The organism is Listeria sp. ILCC796 (assembly GCF_900186175.1).
Lineage (GTDB): Bacteria > Bacillota > Bacilli > Lactobacillales > Listeriaceae > Listeria > Listeria goaensis.
The window spans coordinates 336,998-358,624 of the sequence record NZ_FYBV01000001.1 but is presented as its reverse complement, the minus strand read 5'-3'; the positions used below and the strand labels follow the sequence as shown (position 1 = coordinate 358,624).

The 21,627-nt window shown below is 40.4% G+C and carries 21 protein-coding genes; 3 read left to right on the top strand and 18 right to left on the bottom strand.

From position 1 onward, the window contains the following. Window positions 1-60: 60 nt before the first annotated feature. From CFS04_RS01730 to CFS04_RS01720, 3 genes are read right to left on the bottom strand one after another with little or no spacing between them, the layout of a single operon-like run. Window positions 61-996: a bifunctional oligoribonuclease/PAP phosphatase NrnA gene (locus CFS04_RS01730; protein WP_088808876.1), complete on the bottom strand. Its 936-nt coding sequence runs from the start codon at window positions 994-996 to the stop codon at window positions 61-63. An 18-nt stretch (window positions 997-1,014) separates the two neighbouring features. Continuing rightward, window positions 1,015-2,328, bottom strand: a complete 1,314-nt coding sequence (gene ytoI, locus CFS04_RS01725) for a CBS-HotDog domain-containing transcription factor YtoI (protein ID WP_088809075.1) — start codon at window positions 2,326-2,328, stop codon at window positions 1,015-1,017. Window positions 2,329-2,345: 17 nt separating this feature from the next. Beyond that, window positions 2,346-3,029 carry a metal-dependent hydrolase gene (locus CFS04_RS01720; protein WP_088808875.1) on the bottom strand — a complete coding sequence of 228 codons (684 nt, stop codon included), beginning with the start codon at window positions 3,027-3,029 and terminating at the stop codon, window positions 2,346-2,348. A gap of 216 nt (window positions 3,030-3,245) precedes the next feature. On the opposite strand from CFS04_RS01720, the gene CFS04_RS01715 reads away from it, so the two are divergent. After that, window positions 3,246-4,343 (top strand): Xaa-Pro peptidase family protein, encoded by a 1,098-nt coding sequence (locus CFS04_RS01715; RefSeq protein ID WP_088808874.1) that lies wholly within the window; start codon window positions 3,246-3,248, stop codon window positions 4,341-4,343. 50 nt (window positions 4,344-4,393) lie between these two features. On the opposite strand, the gene ald is transcribed toward CFS04_RS01715, so the two are convergent. Next, window positions 4,394-5,524 carry an alanine dehydrogenase gene (ald, locus tag CFS04_RS01710; protein ID WP_088808873.1) on the bottom strand — a complete coding sequence of 377 codons (1,131 nt, stop codon included), beginning with the start codon at window positions 5,522-5,524 and terminating at the stop codon, window positions 4,394-4,396. A gap of 286 nt (window positions 5,525-5,810) precedes the next feature. On the opposite strand from ald, the gene CFS04_RS01705 reads away from it, so the two are divergent. Continuing rightward, a complete protein-coding gene (locus tag CFS04_RS01705) occupies window positions 5,811-6,269 on the top strand; it encodes a universal stress protein (protein ID WP_088808872.1) in 459 nt (152 codons plus the stop codon). 62 nt (window positions 6,270-6,331) lie between these two features. Here the strand turns inward: CFS04_RS01705 and CFS04_RS01700 are convergent, their stop codons facing one another. The 6 genes from CFS04_RS01700 to sppA all read right to left on the bottom strand — a co-directional run bounded on the left by CFS04_RS01700 (window position 6,332) and on the right by sppA (window position 12,565). Further along, window positions 6,332-7,900 carry a restriction endonuclease gene (locus CFS04_RS01700; RefSeq protein WP_088808871.1) on the bottom strand — a complete coding sequence of 523 codons (1,569 nt, stop codon included), beginning with the start codon at window positions 7,898-7,900 and terminating at the stop codon, window positions 6,332-6,334. 148 nt (window positions 7,901-8,048) lie between these two features. After that, window positions 8,049-9,245 (bottom strand): acetate kinase, encoded by a 1,197-nt coding sequence (locus tag CFS04_RS01695; protein ID WP_088809074.1) that lies wholly within the window; start codon window positions 9,243-9,245, stop codon window positions 8,049-8,051. A gap of 10 nt (window positions 9,246-9,255) precedes the next feature. Then, the gene (locus CFS04_RS01690) at window positions 9,256-10,266 is read right to left on the bottom strand and encodes a class I SAM-dependent methyltransferase (RefSeq protein WP_088808870.1); all 1,011 of its coding nucleotides are present in this window, start codon (window positions 10,264-10,266) and stop codon (window positions 9,256-9,258) included. Between the two features lie 208 nt (window positions 10,267-10,474). Beyond that, window positions 10,475-10,972, bottom strand: a complete 498-nt coding sequence (gene tpx / locus CFS04_RS01685) for a thiol peroxidase (RefSeq protein WP_088808869.1) — start codon at window positions 10,970-10,972, stop codon at window positions 10,475-10,477. Window positions 10,973-11,025: 53 nt separating this feature from the next. Further along, a complete protein-coding gene (locus tag CFS04_RS01680; protein ID WP_255377281.1) occupies window positions 11,026-11,541 on the bottom strand; it encodes an RDD family protein in 516 nt (171 codons plus the stop codon). 7 nt (window positions 11,542-11,548) lie between these two features. Next, on the bottom strand, window positions 11,549-12,565 hold the full coding sequence (gene sppA, locus CFS04_RS01675) for a signal peptide peptidase SppA (RefSeq protein ID WP_088808867.1): 1,017 nt from the start codon (window positions 12,563-12,565) through the stop codon (window positions 11,549-11,551). 165 nt (window positions 12,566-12,730) lie between these two features. Here sppA and CFS04_RS01670 point away from each other — a divergent pair, with 165 nt between their 5' ends. Beyond that, entirely contained in the window at window positions 12,731-13,531 is an 801-nt protein-coding gene (locus tag CFS04_RS01670; protein ID WP_088808866.1) for an NAD kinase, read from the top strand. A 46-nt stretch (window positions 13,532-13,577) separates the two neighbouring features. Here the strand turns inward: CFS04_RS01670 and argF are convergent, their stop codons facing one another. The 8 genes from argF to CFS04_RS01630 all read right to left on the bottom strand — a co-directional run bounded on the left by argF (window position 13,578) and on the right by CFS04_RS01630 (window position 21,626). Next, window positions 13,578-14,534, bottom strand: coding sequence for an ornithine carbamoyltransferase (argF, locus tag CFS04_RS01665; protein WP_088808865.1), 957 nt, complete (start codon window positions 14,532-14,534; stop codon window positions 13,578-13,580). 4 nt (window positions 14,535-14,538) lie between these two features. Further along, window positions 14,539-15,675 carry an acetylornithine transaminase gene (locus CFS04_RS01660; protein ID WP_088808864.1) on the bottom strand — a complete coding sequence of 379 codons (1,137 nt, stop codon included), beginning with the start codon at window positions 15,673-15,675 and terminating at the stop codon, window positions 14,539-14,541. Continuing rightward, complete coding sequence (gene argB, locus CFS04_RS01655) at window positions 15,672-16,424, bottom strand: acetylglutamate kinase (RefSeq protein ID WP_088808863.1); 753 nt, start codon at window positions 16,422-16,424, stop codon at window positions 15,672-15,674. Before argB ends, CFS04_RS01660 begins: the two co-directional genes overlap by 4 nt. A 13-nt stretch (window positions 16,425-16,437) precedes the next feature. Then, complete coding sequence (gene argJ / locus CFS04_RS01650; RefSeq protein WP_088808862.1) at window positions 16,438-17,637, bottom strand: bifunctional glutamate N-acetyltransferase/amino-acid acetyltransferase ArgJ; 1,200 nt, start codon at window positions 17,635-17,637, stop codon at window positions 16,438-16,440. 16 nt (window positions 17,638-17,653) lie between these two features. Then, window positions 17,654-18,676, bottom strand: a complete 1,023-nt coding sequence (gene argC / locus CFS04_RS01645) for an N-acetyl-gamma-glutamyl-phosphate reductase (RefSeq protein ID WP_088808861.1) — start codon at window positions 18,674-18,676, stop codon at window positions 17,654-17,656. A gap of 135 nt (window positions 18,677-18,811) precedes the next feature. After that, entirely contained in the window at window positions 18,812-19,258 is a 447-nt protein-coding gene (locus CFS04_RS01640; protein WP_088808860.1) for a GtrA family protein, read from the bottom strand. 20 nt (window positions 19,259-19,278) lie between these two features. Next, a complete protein-coding gene (thiI, locus tag CFS04_RS01635) occupies window positions 19,279-20,490 on the bottom strand; it encodes a tRNA uracil 4-sulfurtransferase ThiI (protein WP_088808859.1) in 1,212 nt (403 codons plus the stop codon). Beyond that, window positions 20,490-21,626 carry a cysteine desulfurase family protein gene (locus tag CFS04_RS01630; protein ID WP_088808858.1) on the bottom strand — a complete coding sequence of 379 codons (1,137 nt, stop codon included), beginning with the start codon at window positions 21,624-21,626 and terminating at the stop codon, window positions 20,490-20,492. The genes thiI and CFS04_RS01630 overlap by 1 nt, the downstream gene beginning before the upstream one ends. Window position 21,627: the final 1 nt, after the last annotated feature.

Here is a 21,627-nt window from a genome sequence, read left to right as displayed (position 1 = left end):
TGCAAAAAAAGAAAGTATGTTCGTAAAAAAAGGGGGTGTCAATTTGACAGCCCCTTTTGGTCATGCGCGTTCACAAATTTGATCAAGTTTTTGTTCCATTTCCGAAACTTCCTCTTGCGTATAAACAGTTGCACCAGATGCAAGTGGATGTCCGCCGCCCCGATATTCTTTGGCAAGCCCGTTAATAATTGGTCCTTTTGAACGGAGGCGAGCGCGAATTTCTTCACCATCCTCAACGAACATTATCCACGCCTTTAAACCTTCAATGTTTTCAATAGAACTGACTAAATCAGAAGCTTCTTTTGCGGAAACATCAAATTTCTTCAAAATTTCTTTGGAAATATAAATGGTTGCGGCCCCGTTTTGATGCATGTTGAGATTTTCGAAGATATAGCCGGATAGTTTCACGGTTTTAAGCGGTCGCTGATAAAGGTTTTGAAATAGCATGAATCGATCAAACGGAAAGGTGACAAGTTTTGCGGCTAGGCGCAAAGTCTCTTCTGTTGTACTTTGATATAAAAATCTGCCCGTATCGCCAACTATGCCAGCAAAAAGGAGTCTTGCCGCAGTTTCATTCAAAACAAGCTCTTCCGAGAAGTTTTCGTAAAAAGAAGTGATCATTTCGCTGCACGAAGAAGCGCTCGTATCAACCCATAGTAAGTCGCCGTAAGCGTCGTCGTTTGGATGGTGGTCTATTTTGATTAATTTCGCGCCGCTTGAATAACGCGCATCATCAATCCGTTCGGTATTGGCTGTATCGCAAACGATAACAAGTGCACTCGCGTATACTTCGTCTGGAATCTCGTCCAGTTCGCCTAAAAAAGATAGCGTCGGTTCAGGAGTACCAACTGCAAAAACCTTCTTTTTTGGAAAAGTAGCGCGAATGATTTCCGCTAGTCCCATTTGTGAACCGTAGGCATCTGGATCGGGGCGTACATGTCGATGTAAAATAATGGTTTCATACGCTTTGATTTCATCTAAAATTTTCTTTTTCATTTCTACACCTCTTTTAAGTTAGCGCTCCATCATTTGGCAAGCGACAATGGCTTTTCCGGTTAAAATACCTTCTAAGTATAATTCAACGTCAAGTTTCCCCGCTTTTCGTCCCATTTCAAGAACACGCGGCTTAATGGAAAGAGTCGCATCCATTTGAACCGGTTTTAAAAAGTACATCGTGACGTTTTCGATAGCGACATTTCTTTTTTTCATCGTAAATAATTTTTGTTGCACGACATCGCAAACGAGCTGCGTGAACACACCGTATGACAACGTTCCAAGTGAGTTGGTCATTTGCGGTGTCACTTTAAATTCATACGTATGTTCTTGATCGTCCGTTTCTTTTTCATCAAGTTGTTTTGCAATGGTATCATCAATTGTTTCACCAATTTGAGGTTGTTTTTGAATCATTTGCATCGATTTTAAAATGTCTTGGCGACTAACAATGCCAAGTAAAGTTAAATCATCTTTTACAACAGGGATAACTTCAATGCTTTCCCATACCATCATATGCGCCACAGAGGCTACGCTCATTTTTGATCCAACCGTCAGCGGGTTCTTTGTCATGACGCGTTCAATTGAGATAGCTTGATTTTTATCAATCACATCTTTATTTGTAACCATGCCAACAAGACGATTCGCTTTATTGACAACTGGAAAGCGACTGTGCCCTGTTTTTTCTTGCAATTTATGCCAATCAGCAACTTTTCCAGATGTGTCTAAATAAGCAATGTCTTCAAGCGGTGTTGAAATATCTTCCACGAGAACGACTTCTTTTTTGATTAATTGGTCATAAATGGCGCGGTTAATCATCGTTGCGACTGTAAACGTATCGTAAGAAGTTGAAAGAATCGGTAATTCTTTTTCATCTGCTAAACGTTTCACTTCATCGTTTGTATCAAAACCACCTGTAATCAAAACGGCAGCGCCTCTATGTAGTGCCAGTTCATGTGCACGTTCGCGATTTCCGACAATGACTAAATTTCCAGCGTCGGTATAGCGTTCCATCGCTTCAACCGTCATCGCACCAATGACGAATTTATTCAGTGATTTATATAAGCCTTCCCGTCCACCGAGCACTTGACCATCAATCATATTGACTATTTCAGCAAATGTTAATTTTTCAATACTATCTTTTTGCTTCCGTTCAATTCGGAGTGTTCCAACTCTTTTTATCGTTGACACGAAACCGATAATTTCTGCGTCTTTAATGGCCCGATAAGCGGTACCCTCACTAACAGATAGATTTTTTGCGATTTTTCGCACCGAAATTTTTTCGCCAACAGCAAGATTTTCAATGTATTTTAATATTTGTTCATGTTTAGTAGCCAATTTTTTCACCTATTTCTTTAAACTTCGATTTCGTCTCCTATTTCCATCACTTTTCCAGTAATATTCGCAGATAGTGAATTTACAAACGCTTCGGCATTTTGTTCGATAAGTGGAAATGTATTGTAATGTATTGGAATAACTGTTTTCGCCTGTAAAAAGTCAGCCGCAATTTTGGCATCATCTGGTCCCATCGTAAAATTATCACCAATTGGCAAAAAGGCTAATTCAAGCGAATTTCGTTCGCCAATTAGTTTCATATCGGAGAAAAGGCCCGTATCGCCAGCATGGTAAACAGATTTTCCTTCCAAAGTAAAAACAAATCCATTTGGCAAACCTAAGTTGACAATTTGGCCGTCTACAACGGTAGAAGAACCATGGAAGGCTTGTGTCAATTTAACCGTTCCAAAGTCAAACTCCCTTTTTCCCCCAATGTGCATGGGTGCAATATTTTGGACGCCTTGTAAACTGAAAAAAGCAGCGAGTTCTGCGTTACAAATTATCGTTGCGCCTGATTGTTTGGCGATTTCCACTGTGTCCCCAACATGATCATCATGTCCGTGAGTTACCGCGATATAATCTGGTTTTTGTTCCGCTACAACTAAATCACATGCTGGATTGCCTGAAATAAAAGGATCAATGAGTATTGTCCGTTCGCCCGTTGTCATTTTGATACATGACTGCCCGTGAAATGAAATTTTCACATTCAAAACTTCCCTTCGCATTTTTTGTGTTATAAACTGCTATAGTATAGATGACAAAGCTACAGAAAAAATAAAACGAACCACTGATATACATAGCTTTATCTGTACCACTCTAATTTTATATTTATTAGAATAGAAAAGCAACTGAAAGCGTGCGAAAAGCTAAAAATCGTGCTATGATGAAGAGGAACTCGCTTCGGAAAGAAGGTAAAAAAAATGGAGAAAAATATTGATGTTTTAGAAAATTGGTTAAAAGAGCAAAATGCCTCGGCTGCCTTTATTACCGAGCCAGAAAACATTGCGTACTTCACAGGCTATCACAGCGATCCACACGAACGCGTACTCGGATTAATTGTTTTTGCAGACCATCCGCCGTTTCTATTCACGCCCGGTCTTGAAGTCGAAGATGCGAAGACGAGTGGCTGGAAACACGATGTTTACGGCTACAGCGACACCGAAGATCCTTTTAAAATCATTGCCGAACAAATTCAAGCTCGGGTTAAAAATCCGACCAAGATTGCGCTTGAGAAAAACCACATTACTTTGGACCGTTTTGAGCAACTTTCAGGCAAATTCAGCTCCACTTCTTTTGCGCCAATTGAGCATAAAATCCAAATGATTCGCCTTGTCAAAACACCAGACGAACTTAAAATTTTAAAAGAAGCCGCACTCCTTGCTGATTATGCCGTTCAAGTTGGCATTGATGAAATTGCTGAGGGGAAAACAGAAGCCGAGATTGTGGCCAAAATCGAATACGAAATGAAGAAAAAAGGCGTTTCTAAAATGAGTTTTGATACGATGGTTTTGACCGGCAAGAATGGCGCACTTCCACATGGAACACCGGGTGACACAAAAATCAAAAAAGGCGATTTAGTCCTATTTGATTTAGGGGTTGTTCATAAAGGTTATTGTTCGGATATTACGCGCACAGTTGCGTTTGGTGAGATTTCCGCGGAGCAAAAGAACATCTACGATACGGTTTTAGATGCGCAGCAAAAAGCGATTGCGAAAGTTCGCGCTGGTGCGCCGGCTAAAGAGCTCGATTTGACGGCTCGAAACACGATTCGTGACGCTGGATACGGCGATTATTTCCCGCACCGGCTTGGACACGGTTTGGGTGCTAGCGTTCATGAATTCCCTTCTATTACGGAAACAAATGATATGCCGCTTGCGGAAAATATGGTCTTTACAATCGAGCCAGGTATTTATGTTCCGGGTGTTGCAGGCGTTCGGATTGAAGATGATATTGTGGTGACAAAAGAGGGATATGAAATTTTAACGGAGTTCCCGAAAGAATTATTAGTGATTCATTAAGAAACAAAAAACGAACTTTTCAAGGAACGAAAAGTTCGTTTTTTGTTTGCCTATTTCGCTGTTGTATTATTTAAGAGTGTGCTTAGCTCCTTATAATCATAGCCTAAATCGCGGGCTACTGCTTGATAAGTGACGTTTCCTTCAAAGGTATTGACACCTTTATAGAGATGGAAATCGTTCGTCACGGCTTGAATAAGACCTTGGTTCGCCAGTTTTAAGCCATATTGTAATGTTGCGTTTGTAAGTGCCATTGTTGATGTACGCGGCACGGCACCTGGCATGTTTGCTACTGCGTAATGAACAACACCATATTTTTCATAGGTTGGATTGTCATGAGTTGTCACGCGGTCGCTCGTTTCAAAGATGCCACCTTGATCGATGGCGATATCTACTAAAACAGAGCCTGGTTTCATTTGTTTAACCATATGTTCTTTCACGAGTTTCGGTGCTCTTGCTCCGGGAATTAAAACGGCGCCGATGACGAGATCGGAATTTTTCACGGACTCTTCAATGTTGAAATCGTTACTCATTAACGTCGTAACATCATTGCCAAAAATGTCATCTAATTCGCGAAGACGATGCAAATTTAAATCTAAAATCGTGACTTTGGCACCTAAACCAATTGCAATTTTAGCAGCATTGGTTCCTGCCATACCTCCGCCAATAATGGTGACATTGCTCCGCTCAACCCCGGGCACACCGCTAAGTAAAACGCCCATGCCACCGTGGATTTTTTGGAGAAACTGCGCACCAATTTGGGTCGCCATTCGTCCTGCCACTTCACTCATTGGACTTAGAAGCGGTAACGAGCGGTCATCGAGTTCTACGGTTTCATACGCCACACTGTTTACTTTATTTTTAACTAAAGCTTCGGTTAGTTCTGGTTCGTTCGCTAAATGTAAATATGTGAAAAGAAGCAAGCCTTCACGGAAATATTGATATTCAGAAGCAATCGGTTCTTTTACTTTTACGACCATTTCAGCAGCCCAAACTTCTTTTGCTGTGTCTACGATTTTCGCCCCTGCACTCGCGTAATCAGCATCATGAAAATTCGAACCTAAACCCGCATTTTTTTCGACTAAAACATGGTGTCCAGCATTGACGTAAGAAAGTACGCTAGCTGGTGTCATTGCAACTCGGTTTTCATTGTTTTTTATTTCTTTCGGTACACCTATAATCATTTAAAACCTCTCCTTTTGTAGTGAAATATACCTATAGTTAACCGCTTACATTTAAATTCTAACACAATATTCCTAAATTGAGCAATAATAAAACTTCAATTTTAACAAATTTATTCATTACGTCATGCCCTGCCTTTATGCGCTTTTTATCACAATCTTTTCCTATGCAAAAGGATGAATAAACTTACCTCTTCTTATTCAAAAATTTTCGCCATTTTTGTGGTTGTTTTTTCCAAAAAGGGGTAAAATATAAAGTATAGAAAAAATTATCTTGGGAGGTTATTTTATGTTACAACAATACAAACGAATTCTAGTAGCGGTGGATGGATCAAAAGAAGCGGAGCGCGCATTCCAAAAAGCGATCCAAGTGGCAAAACGAAATGATGGTTCCCTTGGACTTGTTCATGTTATCGATACACGTGCTTTTTCATCAGTGGCGAATTATGACACGAGCATGGCAGATAAAGCGACAGAATATGCGGATGAACTTTTAAGTGGTTATAAAGAAGATGCTTTAAAAGCTGGCGTAACAAACGTAGAAACTTACATTGAATATGGCTCCCCGAAAACAGCGATTACTAAAGAAGCTGCAAAAGCATTCCAAGCTGATTTAATTATGTGTGGTGCAACCGGTTTGAATGCGGTTGAACGTTTACTTATTGGTAGTGTTTCTGAGTACATTATTCGTCACTCCCCTTGCGACGTGCTTGTTGTGAGAAATGATGAACCTGAGTATGTAGAGTAAAAAAAACGACTAGGATAACCATAGTCGCCAATGACCTTAGATGAAATTGTCTAGGGTCTTTCTTATTTTTCTTTTAAATCAATTCGAATATTTTCATATCCATGCTCTGATAACATGCTTAATAAATTATTCCCATTTAACAAAGAAATAGGCTTGTTTCTAGCGAATTCATAGGAATCAGGGCCATAGTCAGAAGTTGTTACTAAAATCCCTTTTGTAGCACCTTCGTTCATGATAGTTCCATACAAATCTCTAACTGCAGAAACACCAACTAAATTTGTATACCTTTTAGCTTGAACAATAAACTTCCCACCTGTTATAGGGTCTGAATCAAACATTACTGCATCAACACCACCATCTTTAGAAGAACGAGTAGTTTTGATTTCAATTCCTTTTTCCGTAAATACTCTTTCAAACAACTCTCGAACAAGATGTTCAAATTCCTCCCAATTCATCGTAGCGAGGTTTGTACCATTAATTTTTTCTCCAATAGATTTTGATTCTACAAATCTTTCATCTTCCCGATTTAATGTAAGAATCGGAACAACTGGAACTAAATCATTTAGATTCGATTTGGCAACACCTTTTAATTTTCTAAAGCATTCTTTCGGTTCAACTCTGCTTAAGTTTAGTTCTTGAAAATCTTCCTTGTTAGTTTGTAGACTCATAAGACAAAAATTCTCTAGATTTCCTGTTGCTTGATTGATATCCTCTAACCAACCGTTTATTACAACAGAATCGATATGCGCGTTTTCATCAGCTTTATAGATAACATTTGTCACCTCTAAAATAAGGCTATATAGCAAGTTATTGTATACATCATTTGTTTGTTTTTCAGAAATTTGTGATTCAGTAAACTCTTTTCTAGATTGGACATACTTCATTAACTTAAGTCTAGGAATAATTTCTCGAGTTGGTAAATAATAATCAACGAGAAGTATTTTACCTGTTTCTCTGTATTCTATGTTAGATAATGTTTCTAAATCAAAATCATATATCAAGCTTTCAAATACACGGTTATAATATAATTCAATGCTTTCCTGCTTGCCCATTATTAAACCATCTTCTAATTCTTGAATATATTTATTATGCTCATCTTGTTTTTTTAGAAATTCCTCTTCGCCTTTCAAATATACAGTTAAATCTGCTTCATATTTTTTATATAAACTTGCATTGTACTCTTCAACTTTTTTGAGCTCACTATCCCATTTAATTAATGCATTATCATAGGCTTCCTTTTTCTTTAATTGCCTATTATTCGATAATTTATCTACAAAATTATATTTTAAAACAGGTTTTTCTGGATTCTTCTTAGTAATAGGTGGAACAGGTTTTTCATTTAAAAATGGTGTTACTTCTTTTAAATCTTGAAAATTCGACGCCTCACTGTCAAATTGAATCGTATCAATGACATTGTTCAACGCCTCTCTTTCAGATTGTACTTCTTCAGTGGTTGATTTTGCATATTCTATTGCACGTTCTTTTTCATAAGCTAACTGTTGTTTTTCATACTCCTTTTGTCTTTTGATTTCTTCTTTACGTCGTCGTTCTACTTCTCTAGCGTTTGCTCTCGATTGACGATCGACTTCTCTACCTATTTTCTTCATTGTACTGTAAAAGCTTTTTGCCATGTTGCTTCCTCCCCATTTGTAGTTAATTCATTTTAATATAATTATATCAAATTAACTGACTAAAAAACAAAGATATATAGGGGAAAATAAAAGAAGTGGAGTCAAGCACTAATACTCTGCTTGAATTCCACTTCTATAAATCTATTCATTATGCGCGCTCAGCTTTAATCCGTTCAACATCACGTGCAATCATTAATTCTTCATTTGTTGGGATAACAATAACTTTAACTGGCGAATGCGGGTAGTTTAGGAATGCTTCTTCGCCGTGAACTTGGTTAAGTGCTGGATCCCAGTAAACGCCCATGAATTCTAAGCCGCGTAAAACACGTTCACGAATGAAAGAACTGTTTTCACCGATTCCAGCTGTAAAGATGATAGCATCAACACCGTTCATGCGCGCTGCATAAGAACCGATATATTTATGGATACGGTCAACAAAAACTTCCAGCGCCAAATCAGCGCGTTCGTTTCCTTTTGAAGCTTCTTGCTCAAGGTCACGAAGGTCGCTTGAAATACCAGATACCCCAAGCATGCCTGATTCTTTATTCAAAACGTCTAAAACTTGTTCAGCCGTTTTTCCCGTTTTTTCCATAATGAAAGGAATAAGTGCTGGGTCAATGTTTCCTGAACGAGTTCCCATGGAAACCCCTGCAAGTGGCGTGAAGCCCATTGAAGTATCCATCGATTTACCACCTTCGATAGCAGCGATACTTGCGCCATTTCCGAGGTGACATGTTAATAGGCGTAATTCTTCTACAGGACGACCTAGAAGCTCTGCCGCACGTTCCGATACATATTTATGACTTGTACCGTGGAAACCATATTTACGAATGCCATAATCCTCATAATAGCTATACGGCAAGCTGTATAAGTAGCTCGCTTCTGGCATCGTTTGATGGAATGCTGTATCAAATACAGCAACCGAAATAATATTAGGTAAGATTTTTTTGAAAGCTTTAATTCCGGTTACGTTCGCAGGATTATGAAGCGGCGCAAGCTCGGAAAGCTCTTCAATATCTTGAATAACTTGTTCATCAATAAAAATAGAATCAGGGAATTTTTCTCCACCATGTACAACACGATGACCAACACCTGTAATTTCATCATAAGATGCGATAATGTTGTTAGAAATTAATTTTTCTAGTAGCATTTGAACGGCTACTTCATGATCCGGAATATCTGTTGTTTCGGTGATTTTCTCTCCGTCTACAGAAATCGTGAAGATTGAATCCTTTAAGCCAATACGTTCGACAATACCTTTCGTAATGACTTCCTCAGAGGGCATGTCATAAAGTTGAAATTTGAGTGATGAGCTTCCAGCGTTAATCGCAATTGTTTTTTCCATTTTGTTTTGTTCAATTCCCTTCTCGTTTATTTTCACGGAACCAATCTTCAATCTGTGCCAAGATCGGCGCAGTAATGCGCGGATCAGAAAGTGAAGATAGATTGGCCAGTAAAACTTCTTTTGGCTTACGGACATTGTCTCCGTCTTTTTGTAACATTAAAATGCTTTTTCGTGCTTCTTCTGACTTAAATAGAGAATCAGGTAACTTGATGATTCCTTGCATATAGCCATATTTTTTTACAAAGCGATCTAGTTTTGCAAAATCAGCTGTGCTAAACATGGCATCTGGCACAAGGAAAAATAAATAGCCGCCTGGTTTTGTGTAACGCATCCCTTGCTCGATAAATAAATAGTGAGCAAATGAATGTCCGTCTGTTCGGTGTAACTCAAAATCTTCCGCACGTGTATCATTCGGATAGTAGCCAATAGGCAAATCGCTAATCACAACATCTACTGGATCAACTAATAAATTGCTAAGACCATCCTGATGAATCAAATTGACTGGTACACCTTGCAAATCAGCACTCACAAGGGCAAGCGAAATAAGCAAATCATCCACTTCGACACCAGTAGCCGCAACCGAAACGTTATCTTTTAATGTCAGTTGGTTCATCATCGTTGTTAACAAGTTGGCCGTTCCAACAGCTGGATCAAGCACAGTGATTTGTTCTCTTGATTTCATAGCCTTTTCCACTAAATACGTTAAAATAAAACCAATCGAATCCGGCGTCATTTGATGATTCATTTGAATTCCATGCTTCATGCCTTTTAAAAGCGCGAGTTGAAAACTTTTACGAATATCTTCTGCGGCAAAATCCGCTAATTGAATGGTGTCATATTGCGCCATCAATTTTTTGACTTGCTCATCGGATAATTCGTCTTTTTGCAAAACTTCATGTTGAAATAAATTCTCGCTAGTTTCATAAACGGCTTCCAAATAGCTCATTTCAAGTGCATTTTGCAAAATAATTGCCGTTTCATCAAGCACTTGGAATATTTCCGGAGTTGCTGTATTTCCCAAAAATAACACCTCGAATTTTTTTCATTACTAACACCACAAAATATTATACAGCATTTCCTACCAACTTAAAAGCATTTTCTTTTAAAGAAAAATGCTCTTTTAATACAGTTTCTAGGCAAAATTGATACAGGAAAACAGCTCCCTATCACAAGACAGAGAGCTGTTAAACAAGAAGCTTTACTATTTGCCATCAAGGCGACTGGTTTTATTAGGCTTGTTTAGCACTTTCAATCGCTTTTTCATAGTTTGGATGATTCGTTCCCTCTGGCACATACTCCGCATAAACAATTTTACCTGATGCGTCTACAACAAAAACGGCACGGGCGAGCAAGCGTAACTCCTTCATAACAACCCCGTAAGCTTCTCCAAACGACAAGTCGCGGTGATCAGAAAGTGTAATCACGTCTTCAAGTCCGGAAGAAGCACACCATTTCTTTTGGGCAAAAGGTAGGTCAACCGAAATCGTTAACACAACCGTATTTTCTAACCCACTCGCCTCTTCATTAAAACGGCGAGTTTGTTGTGAGCAGACACTCGTATCAATCGATGGTATGACGCTAATGATGCGCACTTTGCCGTCAAAATCATGTAGCGTGACTGGTTCTAAATCCCGATTTAACACCGTGAAATCAGGCGCCAATGCTCCAACTTTTTGTTCGCTACCTAGAAGTGTTACCGGATTCCCTTTAAATGTAACATTTGCCATAAAAATCTCCTCCTTTAGCTTTCCACTTCTCTATTGTAGGGAAAATTTGTCCTTCAAGCCATTAATCTGCTTTCAGAAAGCGCCATTAAATTTTCATGGACAACGGCTGTTTTTTCCATCAAATCTGCAACACCTTGCTTGTGCGGCGTAAAGGCAACAACGAAGTAAAGCGGCAAAATGGTTTTTTGGATAAATCTCAAGGCACCTTCGCGAAATAAAACGTTGAGCCATGTTAATTTTTCGCCGTCTTCTCGAATGACTTTTAACCCAAAAATTATTTTCCCAAGTGTTTGCGCGAAAAACTTTGTCATTAGAATAAAATACAGCAAGAAAAGAATGGTTTTGACGAAACCAACCAAACTAAAAAGTCCGCCTGACATGTCAACTTGTAATACGCGCAAAACCGGATTGACAATTATCCCATTTAAAGCGGCAATCACAATTAAATCCACGATATAGGCAAAAAAGCGAATCCAAAATCCGGCGAAATAGGGTTTTGGTATTTTCCGAAAAGGTGAACTTGGCGCTTCGTAATGATAAACTTGTCGTTCTTTTTCTTCCAAAATAATCCCCTCCTTATTCTCCGTAAAGATACATCATGCGTGGTGCTTCAAGCGTGCCGGTTTGTTTCATAATCGCGATTAAATCAGCGTTTTTTCCGCTTAGCGAAGTAGCGGCGCTTGAGAAGAAACTGCTAAAGCCTGTTGGTGTATCATATTTAAAAACCGTTGCGTCTTGTAGATCATAATCTTTTTGTAAAGCGGCGAGAGCGGTTTCTTGATAGCCGAATTCATCAATCAAGCCGTTTTCCTTTGCTTGGCGACCATCATAAATCCGACCGTCGGCGATTTTTCTCACTTCTGCTTCTGGCATGCCGCGTCCTTCTGCGACAACTTGAACGAATTCATTATAGGAATCATCAATCATACGTTGCATAATTTGCTTCTCTTCAGAGGTCATCGGTCTTGAGCCACTCATGATATCTTTATATTCACCACTTTTAATGGTATTGTCAGAAATTCCTACTTTTTTCATCAATTCACTATAATCATAGCCACGCATAATAACGCCGAGCGACCCAGTTAACGTTTCTTTACTTGCAAAAATTTTGTCGGCCGGTGCCGAAATATAATAACCGCCTGATGCGGCCATACTTCCCATCGAAACGTAAAATGGAATTTTTCGTTCAGCTTTAATTTGCAAGATTTTATCACGAATTTGTGCGGATTCCATCACTCCACCACCAGGTGAATTGACATAAAGCAATACAGCTTTCACTTTGGTGTCTTTTCGAACAGCTTCAAGCTCTTCCATAAATGTAACATGATTATAACCTGTTGAACTAAATAACGATGCGTCTTCTCCCGTGTTTTGAATGGTGCCATCTACAGATAAAATCGCTACCTTATCGGCATCTCCGGTTTTAATTTCTTCTTCTGTTAATTCATTGTTAGAAAGTAGCGAACTCACAACGCTTTTTGTACGCTGTTCTTCCTTGTCACTCGTTAAAAATGTAGAGGTGATTTTTGCAACCCCTGAGATGATGACGATAACAAAAACAAGTAACAGTGCAATCCATCGTTTAGCATTCATTATTTTCTCTCCTTTTTTATTTACAGATAATGTAAGTGTATCAAGAGAAAAACATCTCGACAACTAAAAATTTTCAGTTTTAAAAAGCAATCTTTTGAAAAGCATGATATGATAATAAAGAAGATTTTCTACTAAAATTTTGAAATTGCCACTGGAGGGACAAACATGTCAAAACAAATTTTCCACTTTTCTTACCGGAAAACCGAAGAACTGCATAAAATCGCGAAAGATTTAAAGAAAATCACAACAGATTATGGTTTTGAACTAACAGAAGACTATCAAAAAGCAACCGTTATTATTAGTATCGGTGGTGATGGTGCTTTTCTAAAATCCGTTCGTGAAACAAATTATCGTCAAGATTGCTTATACGCTGGGATTGCTCTAACTGAACAGCTCGGTCAATATTGCGACTTCCATATCCATCAATTAGATGAAATCATCAAAGCGGCTTCTGAGGAACGCTGGCTCGTTAGAAGATATCCAACGATTTACGGAACCGTGAACAATACGAAAGCTTTTTATGTACTAAATGAGTTTAACATTCGTTCTTCAATTATCCGAACGCTAACCATGGACCTTTACATTAACGGTAGCCACTTTGAAACATTCCGTGGCGATGGCATGGTTATTTCAACGCCAACTGGAAGTACGGCTTACAATAAGTCTGTTAATGGCTCTATTGTTGACCCTTTACTCCCTTCTATGCAAGTTAGTGAACTAGCATCACTCAACAACAATCGTTTCAGAACGCTCGGTTCATCGTTCATTTTAAGTCCAAAACGCAAACTTAAAATCGTCCTAGGTTCTGAAGGAAACAATGAATTCCCTCTTATCGGCATGGATAGCGAAGCACTAAGTATTCAACACGTCCACGAAATCAACTTAGAAGTCGGCGACCGTTTCATCAACATTATTAAACTTCCAGACAACTCTTTCTGGGACAAAGTAAAACGCAATTTCTTATAATGAATAAAAGAACCTGCCAAATGGTAGGTTCTTTACTTATTAAAAATCAGCGTACAGATTCTTTTAAAACGGCAACTAGCAAAGCTTTTTGCGCATGCAGTCGATTACCCGCTTGCTGATAAATAAGCGAATGCAGCGGATTATCAATGACCTCACTACTCACTTCTTCGCCGCGGTGTGCAGGTAAACAATGCAGGAAGTGATAATCTGGTTTTGCGTGGCTTGCTAGCGTTTCATTTACTTGATAATTTTCCCCAAAAGTTTGTAATCGTACTTGATTTTCCTCTTCTTGCCCCATGCTCGTCCACACATCTGTGTAGATGAAATCGGCATCGTTTACTGCGGTAACTGGATCGGCAGTGTGCTCTATACTTGCCCCACTATTTGCCGCGAGTTGCTTCGCGAGCGCCAGAATGTTAGGACTTACAGCGAAATTTTCTGGCGTTGCAAACGTCATATCAAGCCCCACCTTCGCACAGGCAAGGAGTAGCGAATGACAAACATTATTTCCGTCGCCAACATAAGCCAGCTTTACGCCATCAAACCGATCTTTCACTTCAAAAATGGTGAGTAAATCCGCTAGCGCTTGGCACGGGTGATGCAGATCGGTCAGCCCATTTATAACCGGGATTTTAGCGTGCGTCGCAAGTTCTTCAACATTTTCATGACTGAACGTTCGAATCATTATAGCGTCCAAATATTCATCAAGCACGTTAGCCGTATCGATAATCGGCTCGCCCCGCCCAATTTGAAGCTCTTTTGCGTTCATCACAATCGCTTGTCCACCAAGTTGCAAAATCCCCGCCTCAAACGAAACACGCGTCCGCGTTGAAGGCTTATCGAAAATCATGCCAAGAATTTTCCCGCTAAGCGCGTGGCTATAATCGGCAGGGTTTGTTTTCATATCAAGTGCGACCGTAAGCAAATCCAAAATCTCCTCTTTTTCCCATTCCAAAAGTGTCAATAAATCTTTCCCAACTGTTTTCTCCGCTTTTATTTGCATGTTTTCACCCTTCTTTCAAAATTTTTTGTAGAACTAAAAATGCAGCATCGAGCTCCTGCCGTGAAACCGTGAGTGGTGGCATAATTCGCACAACCTTTTCTCCCGCGCTTAAAAGCAACAAACCGTTCTCCCTTGCCTTTTGAAGGATACCTCCTGCATTCGTTTGAAGTTCAATGCCTAGCAAGAAACCTTCGCCGCGGACTTCCTTCACGACCTCGTATTCTGTAAGCGTAGCTAACTTCCCTCTGAAATAAGCTGCCTTTTCTCTAACCTCTGCTAGAAAAGCAGCATTTGAAATTTGCGTCACGACCGTTTCAGCCGCTACCAGCACAACTTGATTCCCACCAAAAGTTGAGCCATGCGTTCCATTTGAAAAAGTAGCAAACAATTTCGCGTCACCAACTATCGCACCAATTGGTAAGCCATTCCCGAGCCCTTTTGCAAGCGTTATAATATCTGGTTCAATTCCAGCCTGTTCATACGCGTACATCGTTCCAGTGCGCCCCATTCCCGTTTGTACTTCATCTACAATGAGGAGCGTTCCGTTTTGCTTACATAACCCCGAAACTTTCTGCAAAAATTCATGACTCGCCGGGTGGACACCACCTTCACCTTGCACAATTTCAAGCATTACCGCGGCCACATCTTTATCCAATAAATTTTGAAAAGTAGCGAAGTCATTGTAAGGCGCATAAATGAAACCTTCTAGCATCTTTCCAAAACCAGTTTTCACCTTTTCTTGTCCCGTCGCCGCCATTGCCCCAAATGTTCGCCCGTGAAAAGACTGCTCAAATGTAATCATTTTCGTACGTCCTGTATGCTTTCTAGCAAGCTTAATTGCCGCTTCATTTGCCTCGGCACCACTGTTGCAGAAAAAAGCATATGTTAAATTCCCCTTCGCAAGTAGCGCCGCCACACGTTCTTGCTTTTGGTTTAAAAATAAATTAGATGTGTGCCAAATTTGGTCTAGTTGCGCGCTAACCGCCTGATGTACTAAAGGATTAACATGCCCCAAATTGCAAACCCCAATTCCACTCGTAAAATCTAAATAATGTTTGCCTTGTTCATCGTATACCACCGTACCGCTTCCTGAAACTAGCTCAATTGGCAAGCGTTGATAGGTTGGGAATAAATGTGTCATGATGTCGTTACCTCCTGTTTTATTTGCGTTCCTGCTATACCAATTTGGCTTGTGATGAAAACATTTTCGACGCCACTTTGAATAGCGAGCTTGGCACTTTCAAGTTTGGGAATCATGCCACCACTAACATCTCCATTTTCAATCAAAAAATTAATTTTATTTGTCGTCATATCGCGTAAAACAACATTATTTTGTTTGACACCCGGAACATCTGTTAGCAGGTAAAAGGTACGCGCTTGCAGAGCTGACGCTACAGCGCAAGCAGCCGAATCAGCGTTCACATTCCACCACTGTTGGTTTTCGTCAATGCCGAGCGGTGCGAGTAGGAGAACCGAATTGACCGCTAACAGTTCCATCAGCAATCCCGCATTTACCCGCTTTATTTCGCCAACAAATCCTAGCCCCGCCTCATTTGCCGGCATCGCTTCAAGCAAACTCGCATCGCCTGCATTTAGACCAAGGAGCGGAATATTTTCTTTTTGAAACTTTGCAGAAATTTCCGGTTGTACTTGCCCAATCAACACCATTTTTGTAATCTCAAGCGTTTCTTTCGTCGTCACCCGTCGCCCATTTTTCATCTCAACCGGCATGTTTAGGCGCGCCATCATTTCGCTAATGTATTTCCCACCACCGTGAACCATCACAATTTTCTTGTTTTCCAGACGCCATTTTTGAATTTGACCAAAAAACTGCTCATCTAACGCCTGACTCGCCAGTCCACCAAGTTTCACAACAATGATATCTTCCATCAACACAACTCCTTCACGTCCGGTAACAGGCGTTAATTTTGACATATTCATAACTCAAATCACAGCCCCAAGCAAGACCCGTTTCAAGTCCCACATGCAGATCCACTTCAATCCGAATCAGCTCCGCTTCCCGCAAATAATCTTGTAGCGCCGCTTCCGAATACTTACAAGCTTCACTCTTGTTTAAAATAAGGTGTGGCCCTACGCGAATCGAAATGTAGTCAGGCGAAAACCTGCCGCCAGAATATCCAATCGCACAAATGATGCGCCCCCAGTTCGCGTCACCGCCAAACATTGCCGTCTTCACCAAACTCGAAGAAACAATTTTTTTCGCAATCATCCTCGCGTCAAGTTCGCTCGTCGCCCCATTAACAGCCACCTCAATAAGTTTCGTTGCACCTTCACCGTCACGAGCAATCGCCTTTGCCAAATGTTCAAAGACCACATATAACATATCCGAAAATTTTTTAAATTCAGGATTTTCTTCTGTCAATGCTTCGTGTTCGGCAAGACCATTCGCGAGTACAATTACCATGTCATTTGTTGATGTATCTCCATCAACTGTAATTTGATTAAACGTTTCATTCACTAATTGTTTCACTAGCACTTGCAAAATTTCACTTGAAATATTGGCGTCAGTCGTCAAAAATGCCAGCATCGTTGCCATATTCGGATGAATCATTCCAGATCCTTTCGCAACACCGCTCAGCGTCACAAGTTGTCCGCCAATCATGTCCTGCACTACTATTTGTTTTTCTCGCGTATCTGTGGTTAAAATGGCTTCCTCGAAATCACTTGCCTGACCATGTTTTAACCGCAACATTTTAATCCCATTCGTGATTTTATCGAGCTCCAAAAACTCCCCAATTACGCCCGTTGAACAGACAGCGACCGCCTCATTCGCGACACCCAATTGCTTCGCCGCACAGTCTTGCATATAAAAAGCATCTTCGAGTCCCCGTTTTCCCGTGCATGCATTAGCATTACCGCTGTTTACGACAACCGCTTGGAGCGTGTCACTTACTTTCATCGCCTGTTTCGTCACTTGAATTGGTGCCGCCTGAATTTGATTGGTCGTATAAACAACCGCCGCACTTGCTGGAACTTCCGAAAAAATCCAACCTATATCTTTCCTCTTCCGTTTTAATCCCGCATGCTTTCCGTCTGCATAAAAGCCTTTTGGCGATGCAATGCTCCCTTTGATTACTTCCATGTAAAAGCTCCCCTTTCTAAGGAAAAATCGGCGAATGAAGGAGCCCAGTACTTTCCTCCAAACCGAACATCAAATTTAAATTTTGAACAGCCTGCCCAGAAGCCCCTTTTACTAAATTATCCAGCACAGAAACGACAGTTAAAATTCCTGTTTCAGTATTATACGCCAGCCCAATATCACAGAAATTTGAGCCAATAACATGTTTAATATTTGGCAGCTTGCCGAGCGGCTGAATCCGAACAAACTTTTTCTGTGCAAAAGTAGTTTGCAAAATCGCTTCGCACCGCCTAGCCTCCACTTCATCAAGTGCAAGATAAATCGTCGATAAAATGCCCCGCGCAACTGGCAAAAGCGACGTTGAAAATTGAATTTTAGGGCTCAACTGATTTCGCTGCTTTAAAATTCGCATGATTTCTGGAATATGCTGATGCTCGTTCAATTTATAGACACTCAGATTGTCATGAACATGAACAAAATGATTCGCCTCACTTGGCACCTTCCCCGCTCCTGAAGCGCCTGATTTCGCATCAATCACAATCGGACTAGAAAGCTTCACTTCTGAAATGAGCGGCAATAGCGGTAATAAAACAGACGTGGCATAACACCCAGGATTCGCGACCCATTTCGCCGCCAAGTTTTGCCTAAATTCCGCCAAGCCATATGCCATTTTTTCTAAATAAACGGCATCCGCCGGCGCTTTGTTATACCATTTTTCATAGCTTTCTGCCCCTAACCGAAAGTCGCCTGATAAATCAATCACCGGAAAACCAGCTTTCATAAACGGAATTGCTGCCGTGCTCGAAACACCAGCTGGAGTTGCAAAAAGAACGCAATCAGCTTGTGCCATAATGCGTTCTGGGATGACTTCTTCTAAAATGCCGCTGTATATCGATTTTAAATGTGGAAAAAGCGTCGTAATTTCTATACCGACATTTGAATAATTATGTATAGAAACGATATCAAAGTTCGGATGATTATGCAAAATCCGAATCAGCTCTAAACCGCTATAACCTGTTGCTCCTACAATAGAAACTTTCATGCACATCACCCCATATCTGATTTTCAAAATATTAATATTCATTATAATATTGTATATTTATAATGTCAAATGGTTTTTTATAAAAAAATAAAAAACCTTAAATCAAAGTGCTATCACTTCAATTTAAGGTTTTCGTTAATTTGGCTTTCTTATTTTAAAAATTATCCATTTGCTAAATACGTAATTCAGTACGAGAACCACGATATTTACCAATATTTTCGCCCACGTTTCGTTCATGTAGAAAACGTCAATGAACACGACCATTAGGGCCATATCGATTAGAAAAGTAATAAATCGAAATCCTACAAATGACGTAAATTCAGCTAATTTTTCTCTAAAACCAGGTGTATAGCTTTCGAATACATACTTTTTATTTGAAAAATAAGCAAACAGCACAGATAAAATCCACGCTATCGTATTGGCAAGTCGGTAATCCCACTCCAAGAAAGAAGCAAAGAACCAAAAGGAAACAACATTGATAACCGTTGCAAATCCTCCCATAACAAGATACATAAAAATACTATGAATCTTCTCCGTATACCACGGGAACGTTTGAATTAACCAATTTTTCAGCTTTTCCATCTAGCAGCCTCTCTTTCTAGTTAAAATAAGTCTGCAAACTCATCTTTGATTTCAGCCTCTTCCGCTACTTCCACAGAAAATGTTTCAATTCCTGCTAAAGCTTTGTCTATAAGCGCATCGAAATCAATGAAACTTTCATAGTGCAAGACTTTCTCTAATTTTGGCTTTGTTTTTGGTGCTGCTGGCGTAAAAATCGTACAACAGTCTTCAAACGGTTGAATGGAAAGCTCAAATGTATCAATGTCTTGCGCAATTTTAATGATTTCATTTTTATCCATCGATACAACCGGTCGAATAATCGGCGTTGTCGTCACTGCATTAATAGCTAGCATACTTTCTAGCGTTTGACTCGCCACTTGGCCCAAACTCTCGCCGTTTACAATGGCAAGACCATTTCGCTTTTGCCTAAGCAGATCCGTAATTCGGAGCATCAGACGCCGCGTGACGGTCATGATATAGCTTTCCGGCACTTGTTTCTTAATGGTTTCTTGAATTTCTGTAAACGGCACCATATGCATTTGAATTTGCCCGCTATATTTCGCAATCTTACGCGCCAAATCAATCGCTTTTTGCTTCGCCTGCTCGCTCGTGTACGGTGGACTATGGAAATGCATCGCTTCTACCTCAACACCGCGTTTCATCGCCAGATAACCCGCAACAGGACTATCAATTCCACCAGATAACATGAGCATCGCACGCCCCGAAGAACTAACTGGCAAACCACCAGCCCCTAAAATCGTTTCGCAGGATAAAAACACGCCGTCTGAACGGACTTCAACGTTTAGTTTCAAGTCTGGCTTTTTGACATTAACCGATAAATCTTCTAGGTTTCGAAGCACAAAAGCACCGACTTCTTGATTGAGCTCGTTTGAATCGAGCGGGAAGTCACGAAAACTCCGTCTAGCCGCCACTTTAAACGTGCCACCCGCTTGATGATGTGCCTTCACAAGTTCGTAAGCCGCTTCGTTTATTTTAGCCACATCAAGTTCAGCTTTCACGACGGGACTAAATGATTGAATCCCAAAAATCGGCTTTAAACGTTCCATCGCAAGCTTATAATCCGCGCCGTTCAAATAGAGCTGCATCCGGTCGCGTTCGCCGTGCACTTTAATTTCTGGCATATCCTTTAAAACGCGCTTAACATTCGTCGCCAGGCGCGCCACAAATTGTTTGCGATTTTTTCCTTTTGTCGATAATTCGCCGTAACGAATTAAAATACGTTCGAATTTCATTATTTCACCACTTCATTAATTTTTTGTAAAATATCTTTTAAAATTCCAATAAATTGTTCCGCTTCATAGCTTGTATTTTCATAAGATAAGCTTAGCCGAATGGCCCCCGTCGCCTGGTTTTCCGGGACTTTCATTGCGTGGAGCGTACTGCTTTCAAGCTTAGCGCGCGAGGAGCAGGCACTTGTGGTCGAAACAAAAACCTCCTTTTCCTCCAAAGCGTGAACAAGCACTTCGCCGCGTTGCTTTTTAACGGAAAAACAAATGATGTGCGGCGCGGAACTAGCTGCATCAGTGTGAATCGTGACACCGTCAAGCTTGCTAATTTCTGCTAGTAGGAAGTCGCGTAAATTGGTCAAATTAGAAACTTTCTTCTGGAAATCTTCGAGCGATAAACGCATTGCTTTGGCAAGCGCTACTATGCCTGCTGTATTCTCTGTGCCGCTCCTTAACCCCAGCTCCTGACCACCGCCAAGCATTTCTGGTTGGAGGTTTAGCTTGTTTTTCTTGTATAGGACGCCTGTACCACGCAAACCGTGCAATTTATGCCCAGAGATGGACATCGCATCAATTTTCGCAAGGTCAAGCTCCATTTTTGCGAATCCTTGTACGTTATCAACATGGAAAAGCGGCATTTCTGTTTCTGCTAAAAGATCGGCCACTTCTTGAATGGGCTGAACCGCACCAACTTCATTATTAACATGCATAATCGACACTAAAATCGTATCTTTACGTAATGCTTTTTTTAAATCTTCAAGGCGAATTTGCCCGGTTTCTGTCACTGGTAAATAAGTCACGCTAAAGCCGTTTTGTTCGAGCTCTTGCATCACATTTTTAACCGAAGGGTGTTCGACTTGTGTTGTAATAAGATGTTTACCGCGATTTTGATATGCATGGGCAATGCCTTTAATGGCTAAATTATTACTTTCTGTTCCACCTGATGTGAAAATAATTTCTTCAGTGCGAGCCGACATGAGTGTCGCAATTTGTTTCCTCGCTTCCTCGTGAAGCTCCCGCACTTTTTGTCCAAATTTATGCAAAGAAGAAGGGTTAGCGAAATAATGGCTCGCCACTTTTGTATATGTTTCAAGTGCTGCTGCATAAGGCTTTGTCGTAGCACTATTATCAAAATAAATCATT

Coding starts and splice junctions, on each gene's coding strand:
- CFS04_RS01705 (WP_088808872.1), top strand. CDS start 5,811: ATGTTACAACAATACAAACGAATTCTAGTAGCGGTGGATGGATCAAAA.
- argC (WP_088808861.1), bottom strand. CDS start 18,676: ATGAAAGTTTCTATTGTAGGAGCAACAGGTTATAGCGGTTTAGAGCTG.
- CFS04_RS01715 (WP_088808874.1), top strand. CDS start 3,246: ATGGAGAAAAATATTGATGTTTTAGAAAATTGGTTAAAAGAGCAAAAT.
- CFS04_RS01695 (WP_088809074.1), bottom strand. CDS start 9,245: ATGGAAAAAACAATTGCGATTAACGCTGGAAGCTCATCACTCAAATTT.
- argB (WP_088808863.1), bottom strand. CDS start 16,424: ATGGAAGATATCATTGTTGTGAAACTTGGTGGACTGGCGAGTCAGGCG.
- argJ (WP_088808862.1), bottom strand. CDS start 17,637: ATGGAAGTAATCAAAGGGAGCATTGCATCGCCAAAAGGCTTTTATGCA.
- CFS04_RS01640 (WP_088808860.1), bottom strand. CDS start 19,258: ATGGAAAAGCTGAAAAATTGGTTAATTCAAACGTTCCCGTGGTATACG.
- CFS04_RS01660 (WP_088808864.1), bottom strand. CDS start 15,675: ATGACACATTTATTCCCAACCTATCAACGCTTGCCAATTGAGCTAGTT.
- argF (WP_088808865.1), bottom strand. CDS start 14,534: ATGCAAATAAAAGCGGAGAAAACAGTTGGGAAAGATTTATTGACACTT.
- CFS04_RS01730 (WP_088808876.1), bottom strand. CDS start 996: ATGAAAAAGAAAATTTTAGATGAAATCAAAGCGTATGAAACCATTATT.
- ald (WP_088808873.1), bottom strand. CDS start 5,524: ATGATTATAGGTGTACCGAAAGAAATAAAAAACAATGAAAACCGAGTT.
- CFS04_RS01700 (WP_088808871.1), bottom strand. CDS start 7,900: ATGGCAAAAAGCTTTTACAGTACAATGAAGAAAATAGGTAGAGAAGTC.
- thiI (WP_088808859.1), bottom strand. CDS start 20,490: ATGAAATTCGAACGTATTTTAATTCGTTACGGCGAATTATCGACAAAA.
- CFS04_RS01670 (WP_088808866.1), top strand. CDS start 12,731: ATGTCAAAACAAATTTTCCACTTTTCTTACCGGAAAACCGAAGAACTG.
- sppA (WP_088808867.1), bottom strand. CDS start 12,565: ATGAATGCTAAACGATGGATTGCACTGTTACTTGTTTTTGTTATCGTC.
- tpx (WP_088808869.1), bottom strand. CDS start 10,972: ATGGCAAATGTTACATTTAAAGGGAATCCGGTAACACTTCTAGGTAGC.
- CFS04_RS01630 (WP_088808858.1), bottom strand. CDS start 21,626: ATGATTTATTTTGATAATAGTGCTACGACAAAGCCTTATGCAGCAGCA.